This window comes from Duganella sp. Dugasp78 (assembly GCF_059491455.1).
This window is the reverse complement of sequence record NZ_CP168506.1, coordinates 1920380-1934215: the sequence shown is the minus strand read 5'-3', so window position 1 is coordinate 1934215 and position 13836 is coordinate 1920380. Positions and strand designations below refer to the sequence as shown.

Sequence of the window (13836 nt, the reverse complement as noted above, 5' to 3'; positions counted from 1 at the left end):
GAGACTGCCGATGAACGCAAAACCAACGATCCTCGTGGTCGACGATATCCCGGACAACATCGATCTGCTGTGCGCCGTGCTGGAGGACGATTACCGCACCAAGATCGCCGTCAACGGCGAACGCGCCCTGAAGATCGCCAACGGCGAATCCAAGCCGGACCTGATCCTGCTGGATGTGATGATGCCGGGGATGAGCGGCTACGATGTCTGCAAGGCGCTCAAGGCCAATCCAGACACGCGCGACATTCCGGTCATCTTCGTCACCGCCATGAGCGAGGCGGTGGACGAGCAGCTGGGCCTGAGCCTGGGCGCGGCCGACTACATCACCAAGCCGATCTCCGCGCCCATCGTGCAGGCGCGCATCAAGACCCAGCTGTCGATGAAGCGGGTGCACGACTTCCTGCGCGACCAGAACCACTTCCTCGAAACGGAAATCGAAAAGCGCACGCGCGAAGTCGTCGCCTTGCAGGATGTGACCATTCACACCATGGCCTCGCTGGCCGAAACCCGCGACAGCGAAACCGGCAACCATATCCGCCGCACTGCGCACTACGTGAAGACGCTGGCGGAAAAGCTGCGCACCAATCCGCGCTTCAGCGATTTTTTGACCGATAAGAATATCGAACTGCTGTTCAAGTCCGCGCCGCTGCACGACATCGGCAAGGTCGGCATCCCGGACCGCATCCTGCTCAAGCCGGGCCGCTTCGAGGGCAACGAGTTCGAGATCATGAAAACCCACACCACGCTGGGCCGCGACGCGATCCGCCAGGCCGAGCGCGAGCTGGGGGTGGAGGTGGACTTCCTCAAGTTCGCCAAGGAGATCGCCTACGGCCACCAGGAGAAGTGGGATGGCAGCGGCTATCCCGAAGGCCTGAGCGGCGACAACATCCCGATCTCCGCGCGGCTGATGGCGGTGGCCGACGTGTACGACGCGCTGATCAGCCGCCGCGTCTACAAGGCCGGCATGTCGCACGAGGCGGCGGTGGCCATCATCATCGAGGGACGAGGAAAGCACTTCGATCCCGACATGGTCGACGCCTTCCTGGAACTGCAGCAGGACTTCGTCGACATCGCCAAACGCTACGCCGATTCGGACCACGACATGGAGCAGCACCGCGAGAAGATCGAGCGCTTCAGCGGCTGATCAACTGACGGTGCGGAAGAAGCGCAGCATCTCGCGGCTGGCGTCCGGGCCTTTGGCGTCGGTGTAGGTGCCGCTGCCGCTGCCGCCGAACCAGGCATGGCCGGCGCCGTGCACCACCCAGTGTTCGCCGATTGGCGTGCCGTCCGCCCTGGTGTGGGTGGTCTGGGTGTAGCGGTGGCCGTTCGGCACGCTGCCCGATTGCACCGATGACTTGCCTTGCTGGCGATGCAGCAGCTGTTCGATCACCTGTTCGCCGTTGCGCGGATGGACGGTGCTGTCGCTGTCGCCGTGGAAGACGATGATGGGCTGCGAGCCGTCGCCGGCCTTGCGCGGCGAGGCAGCGCCTCGTTTCATGGCCGCCAGCGCCGACGGCAGGTCCTGCGCCGAGGCGAACGGCAGCCCCGAATGCACGCCTACCGCCGCGAACAGTTCGGGGTACAGTGTGCCGACGATGACCGCCATCGCGCCGCCCGCCGACAGGCCGGCCACGTACACCTGACGCTTGTTGACCGGGTAGTCGTCGGTGATCTGCCGGGTGATGCCGGCGATGATGGACGGTTCGCCCTGGTCGCGCTGCTGGTCGATGGCGCTGAACCAGTTCCAGCACTTGTGTTGATTGGCGTTGGGCGTCTGCTCGGGGTAGAGCACGAAGCATTTGTTTTCCTCGGCCAGCTGGTTCATCTGCGTGCCGGTGGCGAAATCGTCGGGATTCTGGGTGCAGCCATGCAGCATCACCATGAGCGGCATCGCCTGGCCATGGTAGCTGGCCGGGATGTACAGCTTGTAGTTGCGGGTGCCGGCGTGGTTGGTGTAGCTGCCCTTGATGAACTGTGCGCCGTCCGGCAGCGGCACTTCCGGCGCCGGATGCATGATGGCGCCGACGTCGAGGGCGCGGTCGATATTAGCTTGCAGGTCGACCTTGATGCCCATGCGGTTCAGCATATCCTGCGCGAATTCGGCCGGATGCGTGGCCGGATTCGGTGTGGCGCCGTTGTGCTGCGGCGCGGCTGGTTCCGGCGCGGCCTTGGCCGCAGGGCCGGGCGCCGCTTCCGCGGTTGCGCGGGACGGCGGCGGATTGATGTCGCGCATCGCTGGTTGCGGGGGCTGTGTTTGGGCGGCCGACTGCATGGACGGATGTCCGCGCAGGCTCTCCATCGCCTGCTGGATGGTGGCTGTGGCGCTTTTGTTCATTAGCTTTTGCGCCGCTTCGCGCATTTGTGAAAACAGTGGTAATTTCATGTTAGTCCTTTAATGGATGCGTTTTGCCAGCGCGGTTTTGAGTACGGCGCTCGCATGCAGCGATCCCAATACGAAGATTGATTCGATCGTCGCCAGTGCCAGTTCGACCGAAACGTCGCTGGCGATGCTGGCCAGGCCCAGTACCTGGATTTGCAGCCGCTCTCCGGCCGCCTGCGTGGCTTCCAGGTCGGCGCGCGAATAGTGCTGCATGCCGAGTACGAGGCTTTTGCGCGCCACCGTCTGTTTCACGACGTCGGCGTGCTGGTTCAACTGATTGCGGATCGCTGTGCGTATCAAGTCGGTGCGGTTGGAGTAAAACCCTTCCTGCACCAACAGATCAATTTGTCCCAGGTCGATAGGCCCGAGGTTGATCGTGATCTTTTCCGATTCAGCGGTCTTCAGTTTTAATTCTTGCTTTGCCATGAGTCTCCATCCGGTTACCATCTATATGGATGGTAGTATAGGTCTGAAAATCACCAAGTCAAGCGCGTTCGCGGGCATAATGGCGGCATGAGTGAACCAGCTAACTTAACTTCCCCCGCTGCGCCGGAATTGGCCACGCCGGTGCCGTCGCCCTGCGTCAGCCTGTGCAAAATGGACGCCGACCGCCTGTACTGCCTAGGCTGCATGCGCACCATCCCGGAGATCGTCGCCTGGTCCCAGGCGGACGACGACTACAAGCGCGGCGTGTGGGCGGAAATCCGCCGCCGTGAACAATTAATCAACTTCGACGACGAATGAACGCGCTCCCGGCTTCGATCCAGGTCTTTGAACGCGGTTGGCTGTCGTCCAACAACATCATGCTGCTGGGCCGCCACGACACGGCCATCATCGACACCGGTTACCTGAGCCACGCGCCGCAAACGCTTGAGCTGGTGCGCCATGCGCTGCGTGGCCGCCATCTCGACCAGATCATCAACACCCATCTGCATTCCGATCATTGCGGCGGCAACGCCATCCTGCAGGCGCATTTCGGCAGCCGCACCTCGATCCCGGTCGCCGAGGCGGACAAGGTGCGGCGCTGGGACGTGGAGGCGCTCAGCTTCAAGGCCACCGGCCAGCGCTGCGAGCGGTTTACCTTCGACGCCACCGTCGCCCCAGGCGACGTGCTGAAACTGGCGGACATGGAATGGCAGGCGCTGGGCGCGCCAGGCCACGATCCGCATTCGCTGATCTTCTACTGCCCGCAGGAGCGGCTGCTGATTTCGGCGGACGCGCTGTGGGAAAACGGCTTCGGCATCATCTTCCCGGAGCTGGACGGCCAGTCCGGCTTCGCCGAGGAGCGCGCCACGCTGGACGTGATCGAGCGTCTGGATGTGCGGCTGGTGATCCCCGGCCACGGCAAGCCGTTCGACGACGTGGCCGGCGCGCTGGCGCGGGCGCGCTCGCGGCTGGACTATCTGGAGACCGATCCGCTGCGCAACGCGCAGAACGCGCTGAAGGTGCTGCTGAAGTTCCTGCTGCTGGAGCGCCAGCGCATCCCGCTGGCGGACGTGCCGCAGCTGCTGATGGAACTGCCGGTGTTTGAAAAGGCCAACACCAACTTCCTGAAACAGACGCCGGAGCAGGTCGCTACCTGGGCGGTGGGCCAGCTGGTGCGTGCCGCAGCGGCCCGTGTCGAGGGTGAGTACTTACTTAACGAGTAGTCGCAAGGAAATATAGAGGAAGCCGCCTATTTTCGGCACGGTCGTACTATTTTCGATCTATAATCGATTTTCCTTCACTCACCGACAGCGAGTTCGACATGGCCCTGCCTGTAGCGTTGCAAAACCTTTCCCTTCCAGTCATCGCATCGCCGATGTTCATCGCCAGCGGCCCGGCCCTGGTCGCGGCGCAGTGCAAGGCCGGCATCGTCGGCTCCTTCCCTGCGCTGAACGCGCGTCCGGCGGAGCTGCTGGATGTGTGGCTGACCGATTTGCAGAAAGAGCTGGCCGAGTTCCAGGCCGCCAACCCGGACAAGCGCGTCGGCCCGATCGCCGTCAACCAGATCGTGCACCAGTCGAACGACCGCCTGGCGCATGACGTGGAAGTCTGCGTCAAGCACCAGATCCCGATCATCATCTCCTCGCTGCGCGCGCCGCCGAAAGAGATGCTGGATGCGATCCACAGCTACGGCGGCATCGTCCTGCACGACGTGGTCTCGATCCGCCACGCCGAGAAGGCGCTGGAGGCGGGCGTCGATGGCCTGATCCTGGTGGCCAGCGGTGCCGGCGGCCATGCCGGCACCTTGTCGCCGTTCGCGCTGGTGGGCGAAATCCGCAAATTCTTCAAGGGCCCGATCGCGCTGTCCGGTTCCATCGCCACCGGCGATGCGATCCTGGCGGCTCAGGCGATGGGCGCCGACTTCGCGTACATCGGCTCGCGCTGGCTGGCGACGCAGGAATCGAACGTCAGCGATGACTATCGCAATGCGATCGTGGAATCGACGGCGGCGGACATCGTGTATTCGAACCTGTTCACCGGCGTGCACGGCAACTACCTGAAAAAATCCATCGTCGCCGCAGGCCTGGATCCGGAAGCGCTGCCGCAGGCCGACAAGAGCTCGATGAACTTCGGCTCCAGCAGCGCCAAGGCGTGGCGCGACATCTGGGGCGCAGGCCAGGGCGTGGGCCTGATGGACGACGTGCCGACCACCGCCGACATGGTGGCGCGCCTGAAGCGGGAGTACGATGCCGCGCGCGCGCGACTGAGCCTGTAAAACCAACCCGCGGCCTTTTCTTCGGAGTTGGCCGCAGCACATAGGGGTCAGACCCCGAACGGGGGCTGACCCCTGCCTTGGCCTGGGGGGCGCTGCTGGCTAATGCGCGACTTCCAAGCTGTCGCGCGCAGCCTGTTTGCCGCGCACCCAGACCGTGTCGACGCTGTCGTAGGCGCGGATATCGGCCAGCGGCGACATCTTCATCAGCACCAGGTTGGCCAGCTTGCCCGCTTCGATGGTGCCCACCTGCGCATCGATCTTGAAGGTGCGGGCATTGTTGATGGTGGCCGCCTTGAACAGCTGCGTCAGCGACAGGCCGGCATTGTGCAGGTCCTGCATCTCCAGGTAGCCGTTCAGACCGGGGATGTTGCCGTAGGTCGGCGACGACGGCGTGTCGGTGCCAAACACGAAGTTGGCATCCTTGCTGGCCAGGTAGGCCACCACCTGCTGCTGGCGGCGCAGCGGCGCCTCCATTCCCTTCAATGCCACGGCGTCGGTTTCGTCTTCCGCCAGCTCCTGCCTGAACCATTTGCCTTCGGGTGTCTTGAGCCAGGCCAGCATGGACGGCGGCAGCAGCTTGGCCAGCGCCGGGTTGTTCAGGTAGGCCGGTTCGAAGTAGGCGCTAATGCCATGCATCACCTGCATCGTCGCCTGGTAGCCGGTCCTGCGCTCGACGATCTTGTCCAGCAGCTGCTTGATCTTGGGCGGCAGTTCCTGCTCCTTGTCCATCTCGCCCCAGTTCCACATGCCGTGCGCCAGCACGTCGACGCCGCCGTTGACGGCGAAGGTCTGTGCTTCGAACGAATTGCCATGGGTGATCAGCACCAAGCCTTCTTTGCTGGCGGCCGCGCGCACTTCCGCGTACACGGCGGGGCTCATCACCGGCAGGTTGTGCATGGTGCCGAAGCCGTGTTCGAAGTGGGTCTTGACGCAGATGGCGCCGTCGGCCTTGGCCCGCGCCACGCCCTTGGCCGGGGTGTAGTCCTCCGGCTTGAAGCGGGCGGGGATCTTGTCGGCCTGCGCCGGGTCGTAGATAAAGTTGGAGAACATCTCGAAGCGGCTTTCCGGCGGCGCGTAGTTCGACGGGTAGCCGTTGGCGAACACCAGCGGCGCGCCGCAGTCGTAGACGTCCGGGTGCAGCGGCGTGGCTTTCACGCGGTCGATGAGTTCGCGGTTGAGGGCGGCCAGGTCGATCACCGTGGTGTAGCCGTAGTAGAGGAAGGAACGCGGCATCTGCGCGAAATATTCGGCGGCCATGGTCTTCTTCTGGTCGGCCTGCTCGAAGCTCATGCCGGGGACGGAGAGCAGATGGACGTGCGAGTCGATCAGCCCGGGCGTCAGGTACTGGCCTTTGCCATCGATGCGGCGCGCGCCGGCCGGGGTTTTCTTGCCCGCGCCGCGTTCGACGCGGACGATGCGTTCATCTTCGATCAGCACGCTGCCGCTTTCGATGCGGTCCAGTTTTTCCGGTGACACCAGCTTGACGTTGGTGATCCAGGTCTGCTGGCCGGCCCAGGCCTGGGCACAGAGGAAGAGGGAAAGGCTGGCGAGAATGCGAGTGGTTTTCATGTGATGCTCCGTGTTGTGAGGAGGCCAGTGTGCAGCCGTATGCAGCGTTTTGCGTCTCAAATGATGATTTGGTACCTGCTACGTGGGCGTTTTTGCGTGCTCGCGGAATTCGCCCGGGGCGTGCAAAGCCTGTTTCAGGGCTTCGACGCGGTGACGGTTCAGGAAATCCGCGAAATTGGCGTCGCAGTTTTCGTTGATCACCTGGGACAGTTCGTGCGGCGTGTGATGGCCGCGAACACCAGCAGCAGCGCGGACAGCAGGCGGTTAGCGGTGCGCATCTCCGCCTGATGGCCGCTGAGCAGCGTCACCGTCATCAGGAACGATTGGCCTATCGCCAGCAGGAAGAGCCACGAAAGTATCAAATTGTACATTCCGTCGATGCTGACATTTTCTGGGACGGAAAGCAATTATACTAACTCCAACCTTATCAATTAGTGACGTTCACCCCGATGAAAAAAATCCATGTGTTGACGATGGTGCTGGCGCTGGCCGGCGCCCATGCCTGTGCCGCCGGTCTGCCCAACGAGGCGGCCAAGCCGCTGGTGCAGGAAGGTGCGGTGCTGGCTGCGCAGGGCAAGTACCAGGATGCGTTGAACAAATTTTCCGCAGCGATGAAGGCCGATCCGGCGTCATCGACGCCGTTGTCCTACGTCGCCCATGTGCTGTTGATGGCCTCGCTGGGCGCCAGCGGCGACAACGTGGCCAAGCTGCGGCAGCAGTCGGAAGGCGCGGCGCGCCAGGCGCTGGGCCTCGACCCCCAGGACCCGCTGGCGCAGGAGGTACTGCGCTCGCTGCAGGACGACAAGGAGTCGCCGCTGCACGTGCCGTCGCCCCAAGCCTGGGAGCTGACGCGGGAGGGCGAAGTGCTGTACCAGGGGAACAAGCCGGAAGAGGCGCGTGCCAAATACGAACAGGCGGCCAAGGTGGATCCGCAGTATTCGTCGGTGCTGGTGTATCTCGGCGATACGTACTACATGCAGCAGAATATGCCGGAAGCGGAAGCCTGGTTCCGCAAGGCGGCGGTGCTGGAGCCGTTGAACGGCCAGGCGTGGCGCTTCCTGTCCGATGCGCTGGCCAGGCAGGGCAAGCGTGCCGCAGCCGAAGCTGCGCTGTTGAGCGGTATCGCCGCACAGCCCAGCCAGCGCCCCAGCTGGGACAAGCTGGCGTCCCTGCGCGCGGCCAACGGCTATCCGCTGACGCCCCTGCGGATGAAGCGCAAGGCCAGCACGATGATGGACCCTGCGACCGGCAAGTTCGTCATCAATCTGGATGAAGGATACAGCGGACCTGTCGCGCAAAAGAGTCCCGACGGCGCGGTGTGGCTGATGCTCGCCGCGCAGGAGGCGAATATCCGTGGCAAGAACCGTGAAGACAAGGTGACCGACAAGCCGTTCGCCATCGAGCTGGCGTCATGGGAGGGCGCGATGAAGGTGGCCGATGAACTGGCCGCCAACGGCGTCGGCGAAGTCACCGATCCAAACCTGAAGACCATGCGCATGCTGGCCAAGGCCGGCCAGCTGGAGACCGCGCTGATGCTGTTGCAGTACAAGGAGTCCTGGCGCCCCGAGTTCGAGGCGTGGAAGCGCGAACACCCGGACGGCATCCGCAAATTCGTCGACGCATACGGCCTGCGGCCGTAAGGCTTAGTTCTCGGTCTGGATGGCCCACAGGCCTGGCAGGTTGCGCCAGTAACCGTAGGCGTCCATGCCGAAGCCGACGACGAAGCGGTTGGGAATGGTGATGCCGACGATGTCGGCCTTGCACGGCTTGGCCTTGCCGATCGCCTTGTCGGCGAAGACGGCCAGCACCACTTCGGAGGCGCCCATGTCCAGCAGGCGTTGTTTGACGTGGGCCAGCGTTTCGCCTTCGTCCAGAATATCGTCCAGCACGATGACCACGCGGCCGGCCACGTTCGAACGCGGCACCACTTTCCAGACTACTTGTCCGCCCTTGTCGTCGTCGCCGTAGCGGCTGACGTGGATGTAGTCGAATTCGAGCGGGAAGGTCAGTTGCGGCAGCAGGTTGCCCGTGAAGACCACGGCGCCGCCCATCACGCCGAGCACCAGCGGGAAGGAGTCGCTGTCCGGCCGGTCGAAACGGGCGTTGAGGGTGTTGGCCATCGCGGTGACGGCTTGGTCGACGTCTGCCTTGCTGAACAGTTCTTCCGCGTTCTCCAGCAGGGCGCGGGCGCGGTTGTGGTGGAAGTCTTGCATGATCTTCTTCGGCTTCTAAAAACAGGTGGTGAGTGCGCTATTATCCGCCATATCCCGCCTCGCCGCATGCCGTTGGTTTTCCACCACAATCAGCCGCGGCTTATGTGTAGTCGCGGACGTCGTCGATCACCTTGCCGTCGTTGGGCAGGCTGCCGATGGTGGCAAACCGCACTTCACCCCGCAATTTGGTCAGGTCGCGTATCGATTCGGTGATGGCGACCGCGCTCGATGCGCTGGACGGATCGGCCACTTCGCAGTGCAGCGTCATCACGTCCTGCGCCATGTGGCCCGACACCACCAGCCGCGCCTTGACGATTTCCGGATGGCGGCGGGTGACGTCGTGCACCTGCGACGGATGCACGAACATCGCGCGCACCTTGGTGGTCTGGTCGGCGCGACCCATCCAGCCTTTGATGCGGGTGTTGGTGCGGCCGCAGGGCGAGGGCGGTGCGTCGGTCAATATCGCCGACAGGTCGCCGGTGGCGAAGCGGATCAGCGGATAGTCCGGATTGAAGAGGGTGACGACCACCTCGCCGATTTCGCCAGGCGGCACGGGGTCGCCGCTGCCGGGGCGGACGATTTCCAGTATCAGGTCCTCGTCCAGCACCATGCCGGGATCGCGCACGCCGCCGCTCTGCGTTTCATAGGCGATGCTGCCGATATCGGCAGACGCGTAGCATTGCAGCACGTGCGGCACGCCGTGTTCGACGAACCAGCTGCGCAGCGATTCGGGCAGCGCCTCGGCGGACATCAGGGCCTTCTGGATGCTGCTGACGTCCGCGCCCAGTTCCTGCGCTTTTTCGATGATGATCTTCAGGAAGGACGGCGTGCCGATGTAGGTATCGGGCCGCAGGTGGCTGATGGATTGCACCTGCAGCTCGGTCTGGCCGGCGCCGGCCGGTATCACGGCGCAGCCTATGCGCGCGGCGCCGCCCTCGACCATGAAAGCCGCCGGCGTGAAGTGATACGAGAAGCAGTTCTGCAGCAGGCCGCCGGCGCGCACGCCGGCCGCGTACATTGGCCGCGCGAAACGCCACCAGTCCTGGCCGCGGCCCTCCGGATCGAAGATCGGACCGGGCGACATGAACACGCGCGAGAGCTCGCCGATGGGCGTGGTATTGAGGCCGCCGAACGGTGCCTGCTGCTTCTGCAAGGCGTGCAGCTCGGACTTGCGCGTCACCGGCAGCGTCGCCAGGGCTGCGCGGCTGTCGATGCCGGCTGCGTTGACGTCATGCAGGATGCGCGACCAGCCGGCGGCGGCCTTGGCGCGCGCCACCAGCTGCGGCAGGCGTGACATCAGTTCGCGCTCGCGCTGTTCGGGCGGGCGCGTTTCGAGACTGTCGTAGGTATCGGCCATGATTTGTTTATCCTTGTATCTCGCGTTGCAGCTTCTTGGTCAGTTTGCCGAACACCAGTTCATAAGAGCGCGCCAGAAGTTCTTTGGCTTCGGCGTCGCTGAGGGTTTTTAAATCTTCAACGTACACCCACCTGGCGCGCGCCAGGTAGGGCGCGGGGATGATGCCTGGGCGGTCGGTCAGTTCCAGAAAGCGCTCGTCGTCCACCTTGAAGCTGATGCCCCAGGCCTTGTCATCGAGCTCGGTGACGGCGAACATTTTTGCCCCGACGGAGAACACGAGGTCGGCGCCCCATTTGGTATCCTCGGTCGCGCCGGGGAAGGTGCGGCACAGGGCCTTGGCCTGCTTGATATTCATGTGCATCGGTCCTCAGGCCAGCCAGCGTTTGCGGCGGCGGTAAAATTTCATGTCGCGGAAGCTCTTGCGGCCGGCGCCGGAAACGCCGAGGTAGAACTCCTTGACGTCTTCATTGCTGGCCAGCTCGGAGGCCGCGCCTTCCATCACCACGCGGCCGTTCTCCAGGATGTAGCCGAAGTCCGCGTAGCGCAGCGCGATGCTGGTGTTCTGCTCGGCCAGCAGGAAGGAGACGTTCTCCTTGCTGTTCAAATCCTTCACGATGCCGAAGATCTCGTCGACGATCTGCGGCGCGATGCCCATCGACGGCTCGTCCAGCAGGATCATCGACGGCTTGGCCATCAACGCGCGGCCAATGGCGCACATCTGCTGCTCTCCACCGGAGGTATAGCCGGCCTGGCTGGCGCGCCGCTCTCGCAGGCGCGGGAAGTAGTGGTACACCTTTTCCAGCGACTCCTTCAGCTCCGCCCGCGACGCGCTGCGGGTGTAGGCGCCGGTGAGCAGGTTCTCTTCGATGGTCAGGTGGCCGAAGCAGTGGCGGCCCTCCATCACCTGCGACAGGCCGCGCCGCACCAGTTCATTGGGCGTCAGCTGGTCGATGCGTTCGCCCTTGAACTGGACTTCGCCCTTGGTGACGTCGCCCCGTTCGCCGCGCAGCAGCGTGGAGATGGTCTTGAGCGTGGTGGACTTGCCGGCGCCGTTGGCGCCCAGCAGGGCCACGATCTTCCCCTGCGGGACCTGCAGGGATACGCCCTTGAGCACCAGGATCACATGGTCGTAGATCACTTCCACGTTGTTCACGGAGAGATAGGGCGCTGCCGCCGGGGCGGCCGCTGTGCTGGCGGCGGTGATCATTTTGCGCAGGCTGGCGTGATTTTTTTCTCGGCCGCGTAGGCTGCGGAGCTTTCTTCCAGCAGCTTGCGGGTCAGCGCCTTGTCGCCGACGATCCAGTTCGGCGTGATGGCGTTCCACTTCTTGCCGTCCCATTGCTGGACCTTGACGGCGCCGGAACCTTCATGATCGTCGCAGCTGGTCTTCACCACCGGCAGCATGCCGAAGGCGCCGATGGCTTTCTGGCGCGCCTCGTCGACGTTCAGGTGCTCCAGGCCCCAGCGCATTTGCTCGCCGGTGACGGGTTTGCCCTTGCCGAATTTGTCCTGCGCGGTGCGCATCGCTTCCACCCACAGGATGGCCGCGCTGACGCCGCGCATGTGGTACACGGAGCCGATGCGGGTGCGGTCGGCCAGGTTGCCCTTGCCGGCGTCGTAGAGTTTTTTGTGGATCTCGTCCATCACCGGGTAGTTGCCCGGCGTGTTGAAGGTCATCGCGCTGTAGCCTTTGGCGGCGTCGCCGGCCGGTACGGTGTCTTCTTCGGAGCCGGCCCACCACACGCCCAGCATTTTCTCGCGCGGGACACCGTTGCGTTGCGCGGTCTTGATGGCGACCGCGTTCATCGAACCCCAGCCCCACAGGATCACGTGGTCGGGATTGGCCTGGCGGATCTGCAGCCACTGCGATTGCTGTTCGGTGCCCGGCGGCGTGACCGGGATCTTGATCAGGTCAAAGCCATACTGCTTGGACAAGGCCTCCAGCACCGGCAAGGGTTCCTTGCCGAATGCCGAGTCGTGGTACAGGTAGGCGATCTTCTTGCCCTTCAGTTTGTCCATGCCGCCGTTTTTGTCGCCGAGGTATTTGATCATCGCGGCGGCCTGGTTCCAGTAGCTGGTAATCAGCGGGAACACATAGGGGAAGACCTTGCCGTTGGCGGCGTCCGAGCGGCCGTAGCCTATCATCGTCATCGGGATTTTGTCGGTCGGCAGACGATCGAGCACGCCGTAGGCGACGCCGGTGGACAATGGCTCGACCAGCGTGGCGCCGCCGTTCTTGGTCTTCAGGCGCTCGTAGCATTCGACGCCGCGCGAAGGGTTGTATTCGGTTTCGCATTCTTCCCACGAGATCTTCACGCCGTTCACGCCGCCCGCCAGGTTGACCAGGTTGAAGTAGTCGATGATGCCGCCGTAGAAGCCGGAACCGCCCGCCGCATAAGGGCCTACGCGATATGAGGGCAGGGCGACGTATTGTTCGGCGGCGGCGGGTTGCGCCCATGCCGGAACGGATGCCGCCAGTGTGAGTCCAAGTACCAGGGATGCGATGCGCTTCATTGTCTTCTCCTCCAGGTTATTGTTTTATATGCGCTCAGTGCGGGAACGGCCACAGACGCAGTTTCTCTTTACCGATTTGCCATAAACGCGCCAGACCGTGCGGTTCCACGATCAGGAAAAATATGATCAGGGCGCCGAACACCATCAGCTCAAGGTTGGACGCCACGCTGGTCGGCAGCGCGAGGCTGTGCGCGAAAATATTCAGGAACACCGGCAGCAGCACGATGAACGCCGCGCCGAGGAAGGAGCCGAGCACCGAGCCGACACCGCCGATGATCACCATGAACAGGATGCGGAACGACAGGTCGAGGTTATAGGCCTCCGGTTCCACCGTGCCGAGGTAGGCGTAGGCATACAGCGCGCCGGCCACGCCGCAGTAAAAGGAGCTGACGGCGAAGGCCAGCAGCTTGGTGCGCATCAGGCGGAAGCCGATCACCTCGGCCGCCACGTCCATGTCGCGCACCGCCATCCACGAGCGGCCCACGTTGGAGCGGATCATGTTCTTGGCCAGCAGCGCCATCACCGCCACCACACCCAGTACCAGCAGGTATTTGCGGTCCGGCGTGTCGAACTGGTAGCCGAGGATGACGATCTTCTGCGCGGTGATCACGCCGGAGCTGCTGTAGTTGGTCAGGTAGGGGATCTTGGTCAGGCACCACACCACGAAGAACTGTGTGGCCAGCGTGGAGGCGGCCAGGTAGAAGCCGCGTATCCGTAGCGACGGCAGGCCGAAGGCGATGCCCACCATCGCCGCGCTCAAGCCGCCCAGCACGAAGGCCAGCAGCACCGGCAGGCCTGGCAGCCGCGCCAGGAAATTGTACGAGGCGAAGGCGCCGACCGCCATGAAGGCAGCGGTGCCCAGCGACAGCTGGCCCGCATAGCCGGTCAGGATGTTCAGTCCCAGCGCGGCCAGCGAGAAAATCAGGAAGGGGATCAGGATCGCCGACAAGGTGTACGGCGATGCGAACAGCGGCACCACCACGATCGCCACGGCCAGCAACGCAAACAACGCGATGCGGTCCTGGAGTATCGGGAAGATCTGGCTGTCGGCCTGGTAGCTGGTTTTAAATTGTCCTGCTTCGCGGTAGAGCATCGTCTTTAC

The 13836-nt window shown here is 63.7% G+C and carries 15 protein-coding genes; 5 read left to right on the top strand and 10 right to left on the bottom strand.

The window, feature by feature from the left end; translation table 11 throughout:
- Positions 1-10: 10 nt before the first annotated feature.
- Entirely contained in the window at positions 11-1144 is a 1134-nt protein-coding gene (locus ACEN9O_RS08600; protein WP_495617155.1) for a response regulator, read from the top strand.
- On the opposite strand, the gene ACEN9O_RS08595 is transcribed toward ACEN9O_RS08600, so the two are convergent.
- Both ACEN9O_RS08595 and ACEN9O_RS08590 read right to left on the bottom strand, forming a co-directional pair.
- The gene (locus ACEN9O_RS08595) at positions 1145-2359 is read right to left on the bottom strand and encodes an extracellular catalytic domain type 1 short-chain-length polyhydroxyalkanoate depolymerase (RefSeq protein ID WP_495618445.1); all 1215 of its coding nucleotides are present in this window, start codon (positions 2357-2359) and stop codon (positions 1145-1147) included. It lies immediately after the preceding gene.
- A gap of 33 nt (positions 2360-2392) precedes the next feature.
- On the bottom strand, positions 2393-2806 hold the full coding sequence (locus tag ACEN9O_RS08590) for a CopG family transcriptional regulator (protein ID WP_495617154.1): 414 nt from the start codon (positions 2804-2806) through the stop codon (positions 2393-2395).
- An 87-nt stretch (positions 2807-2893) separates the two neighbouring features.
- On the opposite strand from ACEN9O_RS08590, the gene ACEN9O_RS08585 reads away from it, so the two are divergent.
- From ACEN9O_RS08585 to ACEN9O_RS08575, 3 genes are all read left to right on the top strand, one after another.
- On the top strand, positions 2894-3124 hold the full coding sequence (locus tag ACEN9O_RS08585; RefSeq protein ID WP_495617153.1) for a DUF1289 domain-containing protein: 231 nt from the start codon (positions 2894-2896) through the stop codon (positions 3122-3124).
- Positions 3121-4029: an MBL fold metallo-hydrolase gene (locus ACEN9O_RS08580; protein WP_495617152.1), complete on the top strand. Its 909-nt coding sequence runs from the start codon at positions 3121-3123 to the stop codon at positions 4027-4029. Before ACEN9O_RS08585 ends, ACEN9O_RS08580 begins: the two co-directional genes overlap by 4 nt.
- A gap of 98 nt (positions 4030-4127) precedes the next feature.
- Positions 4128-5081, top strand: coding sequence for an NAD(P)H-dependent flavin oxidoreductase (locus tag ACEN9O_RS08575; protein WP_495617151.1), 954 nt, complete (start codon positions 4128-4130; stop codon positions 5079-5081).
- A gap of 99 nt (positions 5082-5180) precedes the next feature.
- On the opposite strand, the gene ACEN9O_RS08570 is transcribed toward ACEN9O_RS08575, so the two are convergent.
- Positions 5181-6650, bottom strand: coding sequence for an amidohydrolase family protein (locus ACEN9O_RS08570; protein ID WP_495617150.1), 1470 nt, complete (start codon positions 6648-6650; stop codon positions 5181-5183).
- A gap of 197 nt (positions 6651-6847) precedes the next feature.
- Positions 6848-7021 (bottom strand): hypothetical protein, encoded by a 174-nt coding sequence (locus ACEN9O_RS08565; protein ID WP_495617149.1) that lies wholly within the window; start codon positions 7019-7021, stop codon positions 6848-6850.
- A 78-nt stretch (positions 7022-7099) separates the two neighbouring features.
- Between ACEN9O_RS08565 and ACEN9O_RS08560 the strand changes: the two genes are divergently transcribed.
- The gene (locus tag ACEN9O_RS08560) at positions 7100-8290 is read left to right on the top strand and encodes a tetratricopeptide repeat protein (protein ID WP_495617148.1); all 1191 of its coding nucleotides are present in this window, start codon (positions 7100-7102) and stop codon (positions 8288-8290) included.
- A gap of 3 nt (positions 8291-8293) precedes the next feature.
- Here ACEN9O_RS08560 and ACEN9O_RS08555 read toward each other — a convergent pair whose 3' ends face one another.
- The 6 genes from ACEN9O_RS08555 to ACEN9O_RS08530 all read right to left on the bottom strand — a co-directional run bounded on the left by ACEN9O_RS08555 (position 8294) and on the right by ACEN9O_RS08530 (position 13827).
- Positions 8294-8863: a hypoxanthine-guanine phosphoribosyltransferase gene (locus tag ACEN9O_RS08555; RefSeq protein WP_495617147.1), complete on the bottom strand. Its 570-nt coding sequence runs from the start codon at positions 8861-8863 to the stop codon at positions 8294-8296.
- 100 nt (positions 8864-8963) lie between these two features.
- Complete coding sequence (locus ACEN9O_RS08550; RefSeq protein ID WP_495617146.1) at positions 8964-10220, bottom strand: phenylacetate--CoA ligase family protein; 1257 nt, start codon at positions 10218-10220, stop codon at positions 8964-8966.
- Between the two features lie 7 nt (positions 10221-10227).
- Positions 10228-10575 (bottom strand): MmcQ/YjbR family DNA-binding protein, encoded by a 348-nt coding sequence (locus ACEN9O_RS08545; protein WP_495617145.1) that lies wholly within the window; start codon positions 10573-10575, stop codon positions 10228-10230.
- Positions 10576-10587: 12 nt separating this feature from the next.
- Positions 10588-11427 carry an ABC transporter ATP-binding protein gene (locus ACEN9O_RS08540; RefSeq protein WP_495617144.1) on the bottom strand — a complete coding sequence of 280 codons (840 nt, stop codon included), beginning with the start codon at positions 11425-11427 and terminating at the stop codon, positions 10588-10590.
- The gene (locus ACEN9O_RS08535; protein WP_495617143.1) at positions 11424-12734 is read right to left on the bottom strand and encodes an ABC transporter substrate-binding protein; all 1311 of its coding nucleotides are present in this window, start codon (positions 12732-12734) and stop codon (positions 11424-11426) included. Before ACEN9O_RS08535 ends, ACEN9O_RS08540 begins: the two co-directional genes overlap by 4 nt.
- A 34-nt stretch (positions 12735-12768) precedes the next feature.
- Entirely contained in the window at positions 12769-13827 is a 1059-nt protein-coding gene (locus tag ACEN9O_RS08530) for a branched-chain amino acid ABC transporter permease (RefSeq protein WP_495617142.1), read from the bottom strand.
- Between the last annotated feature and the right edge of the window lie 9 nt (positions 13828-13836).

What these genes read in the sequence shown, in the direction of transcription:
- ACEN9O_RS08600 (WP_495617155.1), top strand. Translation starts at nt 11, where the DNA reads ATGAACGCAAAACCAACGATCCTCGTGGTCGACGATATCCCGGACAAC.
- ACEN9O_RS08575 (WP_495617151.1), top strand. Translation starts at nt 4,128, where the DNA reads ATGGCCCTGCCTGTAGCGTTGCAAAACCTTTCCCTTCCAGTCATCGCA.
- ACEN9O_RS08590 (WP_495617154.1), bottom strand. Translation starts at nt 2,806, where the DNA reads ATGGCAAAGCAAGAATTAAAACTGAAGACCGCTGAATCGGAAAAGATC.
- ACEN9O_RS08580 (WP_495617152.1), top strand. Translation starts at nt 3,121, where the DNA reads ATGAACGCGCTCCCGGCTTCGATCCAGGTCTTTGAACGCGGTTGGCTG.
- ACEN9O_RS08565 (WP_495617149.1), bottom strand. Translation starts at nt 7,021, where the DNA reads ATGTACAATTTGATACTTTCGTGGCTCTTCCTGCTGGCGATAGGCCAA.
- ACEN9O_RS08570 (WP_495617150.1), bottom strand. Translation starts at nt 6,650, where the DNA reads ATGAAAACCACTCGCATTCTCGCCAGCCTTTCCCTCTTCCTCTGTGCC.
- ACEN9O_RS08530 (WP_495617142.1), bottom strand. Translation starts at nt 13,827, where the DNA reads ATGCTCTACCGCGAAGCAGGACAATTTAAAACCAGCTACCAGGCCGAC.
- ACEN9O_RS08535 (WP_495617143.1), bottom strand. Translation starts at nt 12,734, where the DNA reads ATGAAGCGCATCGCATCCCTGGTACTTGGACTCACACTGGCGGCATCC.
- ACEN9O_RS08560 (WP_495617148.1), top strand. Translation starts at nt 7,100, where the DNA reads ATGAAAAAAATCCATGTGTTGACGATGGTGCTGGCGCTGGCCGGCGCC.
- ACEN9O_RS08585 (WP_495617153.1), top strand. Translation starts at nt 2,894, where the DNA reads ATGAGTGAACCAGCTAACTTAACTTCCCCCGCTGCGCCGGAATTGGCC.
- ACEN9O_RS08595 (WP_495618445.1), bottom strand. Translation starts at nt 2,359, where the DNA reads ATGCGCGAAGCGGCGCAAAAGCTAATGAACAAAAGCGCCACAGCCACC.
- ACEN9O_RS08555 (WP_495617147.1), bottom strand. Translation starts at nt 8,863, where the DNA reads ATGCAAGACTTCCACCACAACCGCGCCCGCGCCCTGCTGGAGAACGCG.
- ACEN9O_RS08545 (WP_495617145.1), bottom strand. Translation starts at nt 10,575, where the DNA reads ATGAATATCAAGCAGGCCAAGGCCCTGTGCCGCACCTTCCCCGGCGCG.
- ACEN9O_RS08540 (WP_495617144.1), bottom strand. Translation starts at nt 11,427, where the DNA reads ATGATCACCGCCGCCAGCACAGCGGCCGCCCCGGCGGCAGCGCCCTAT.
- ACEN9O_RS08550 (WP_495617146.1), bottom strand. Translation starts at nt 10,220, where the DNA reads ATGGCCGATACCTACGACAGTCTCGAAACGCGCCCGCCCGAACAGCGC.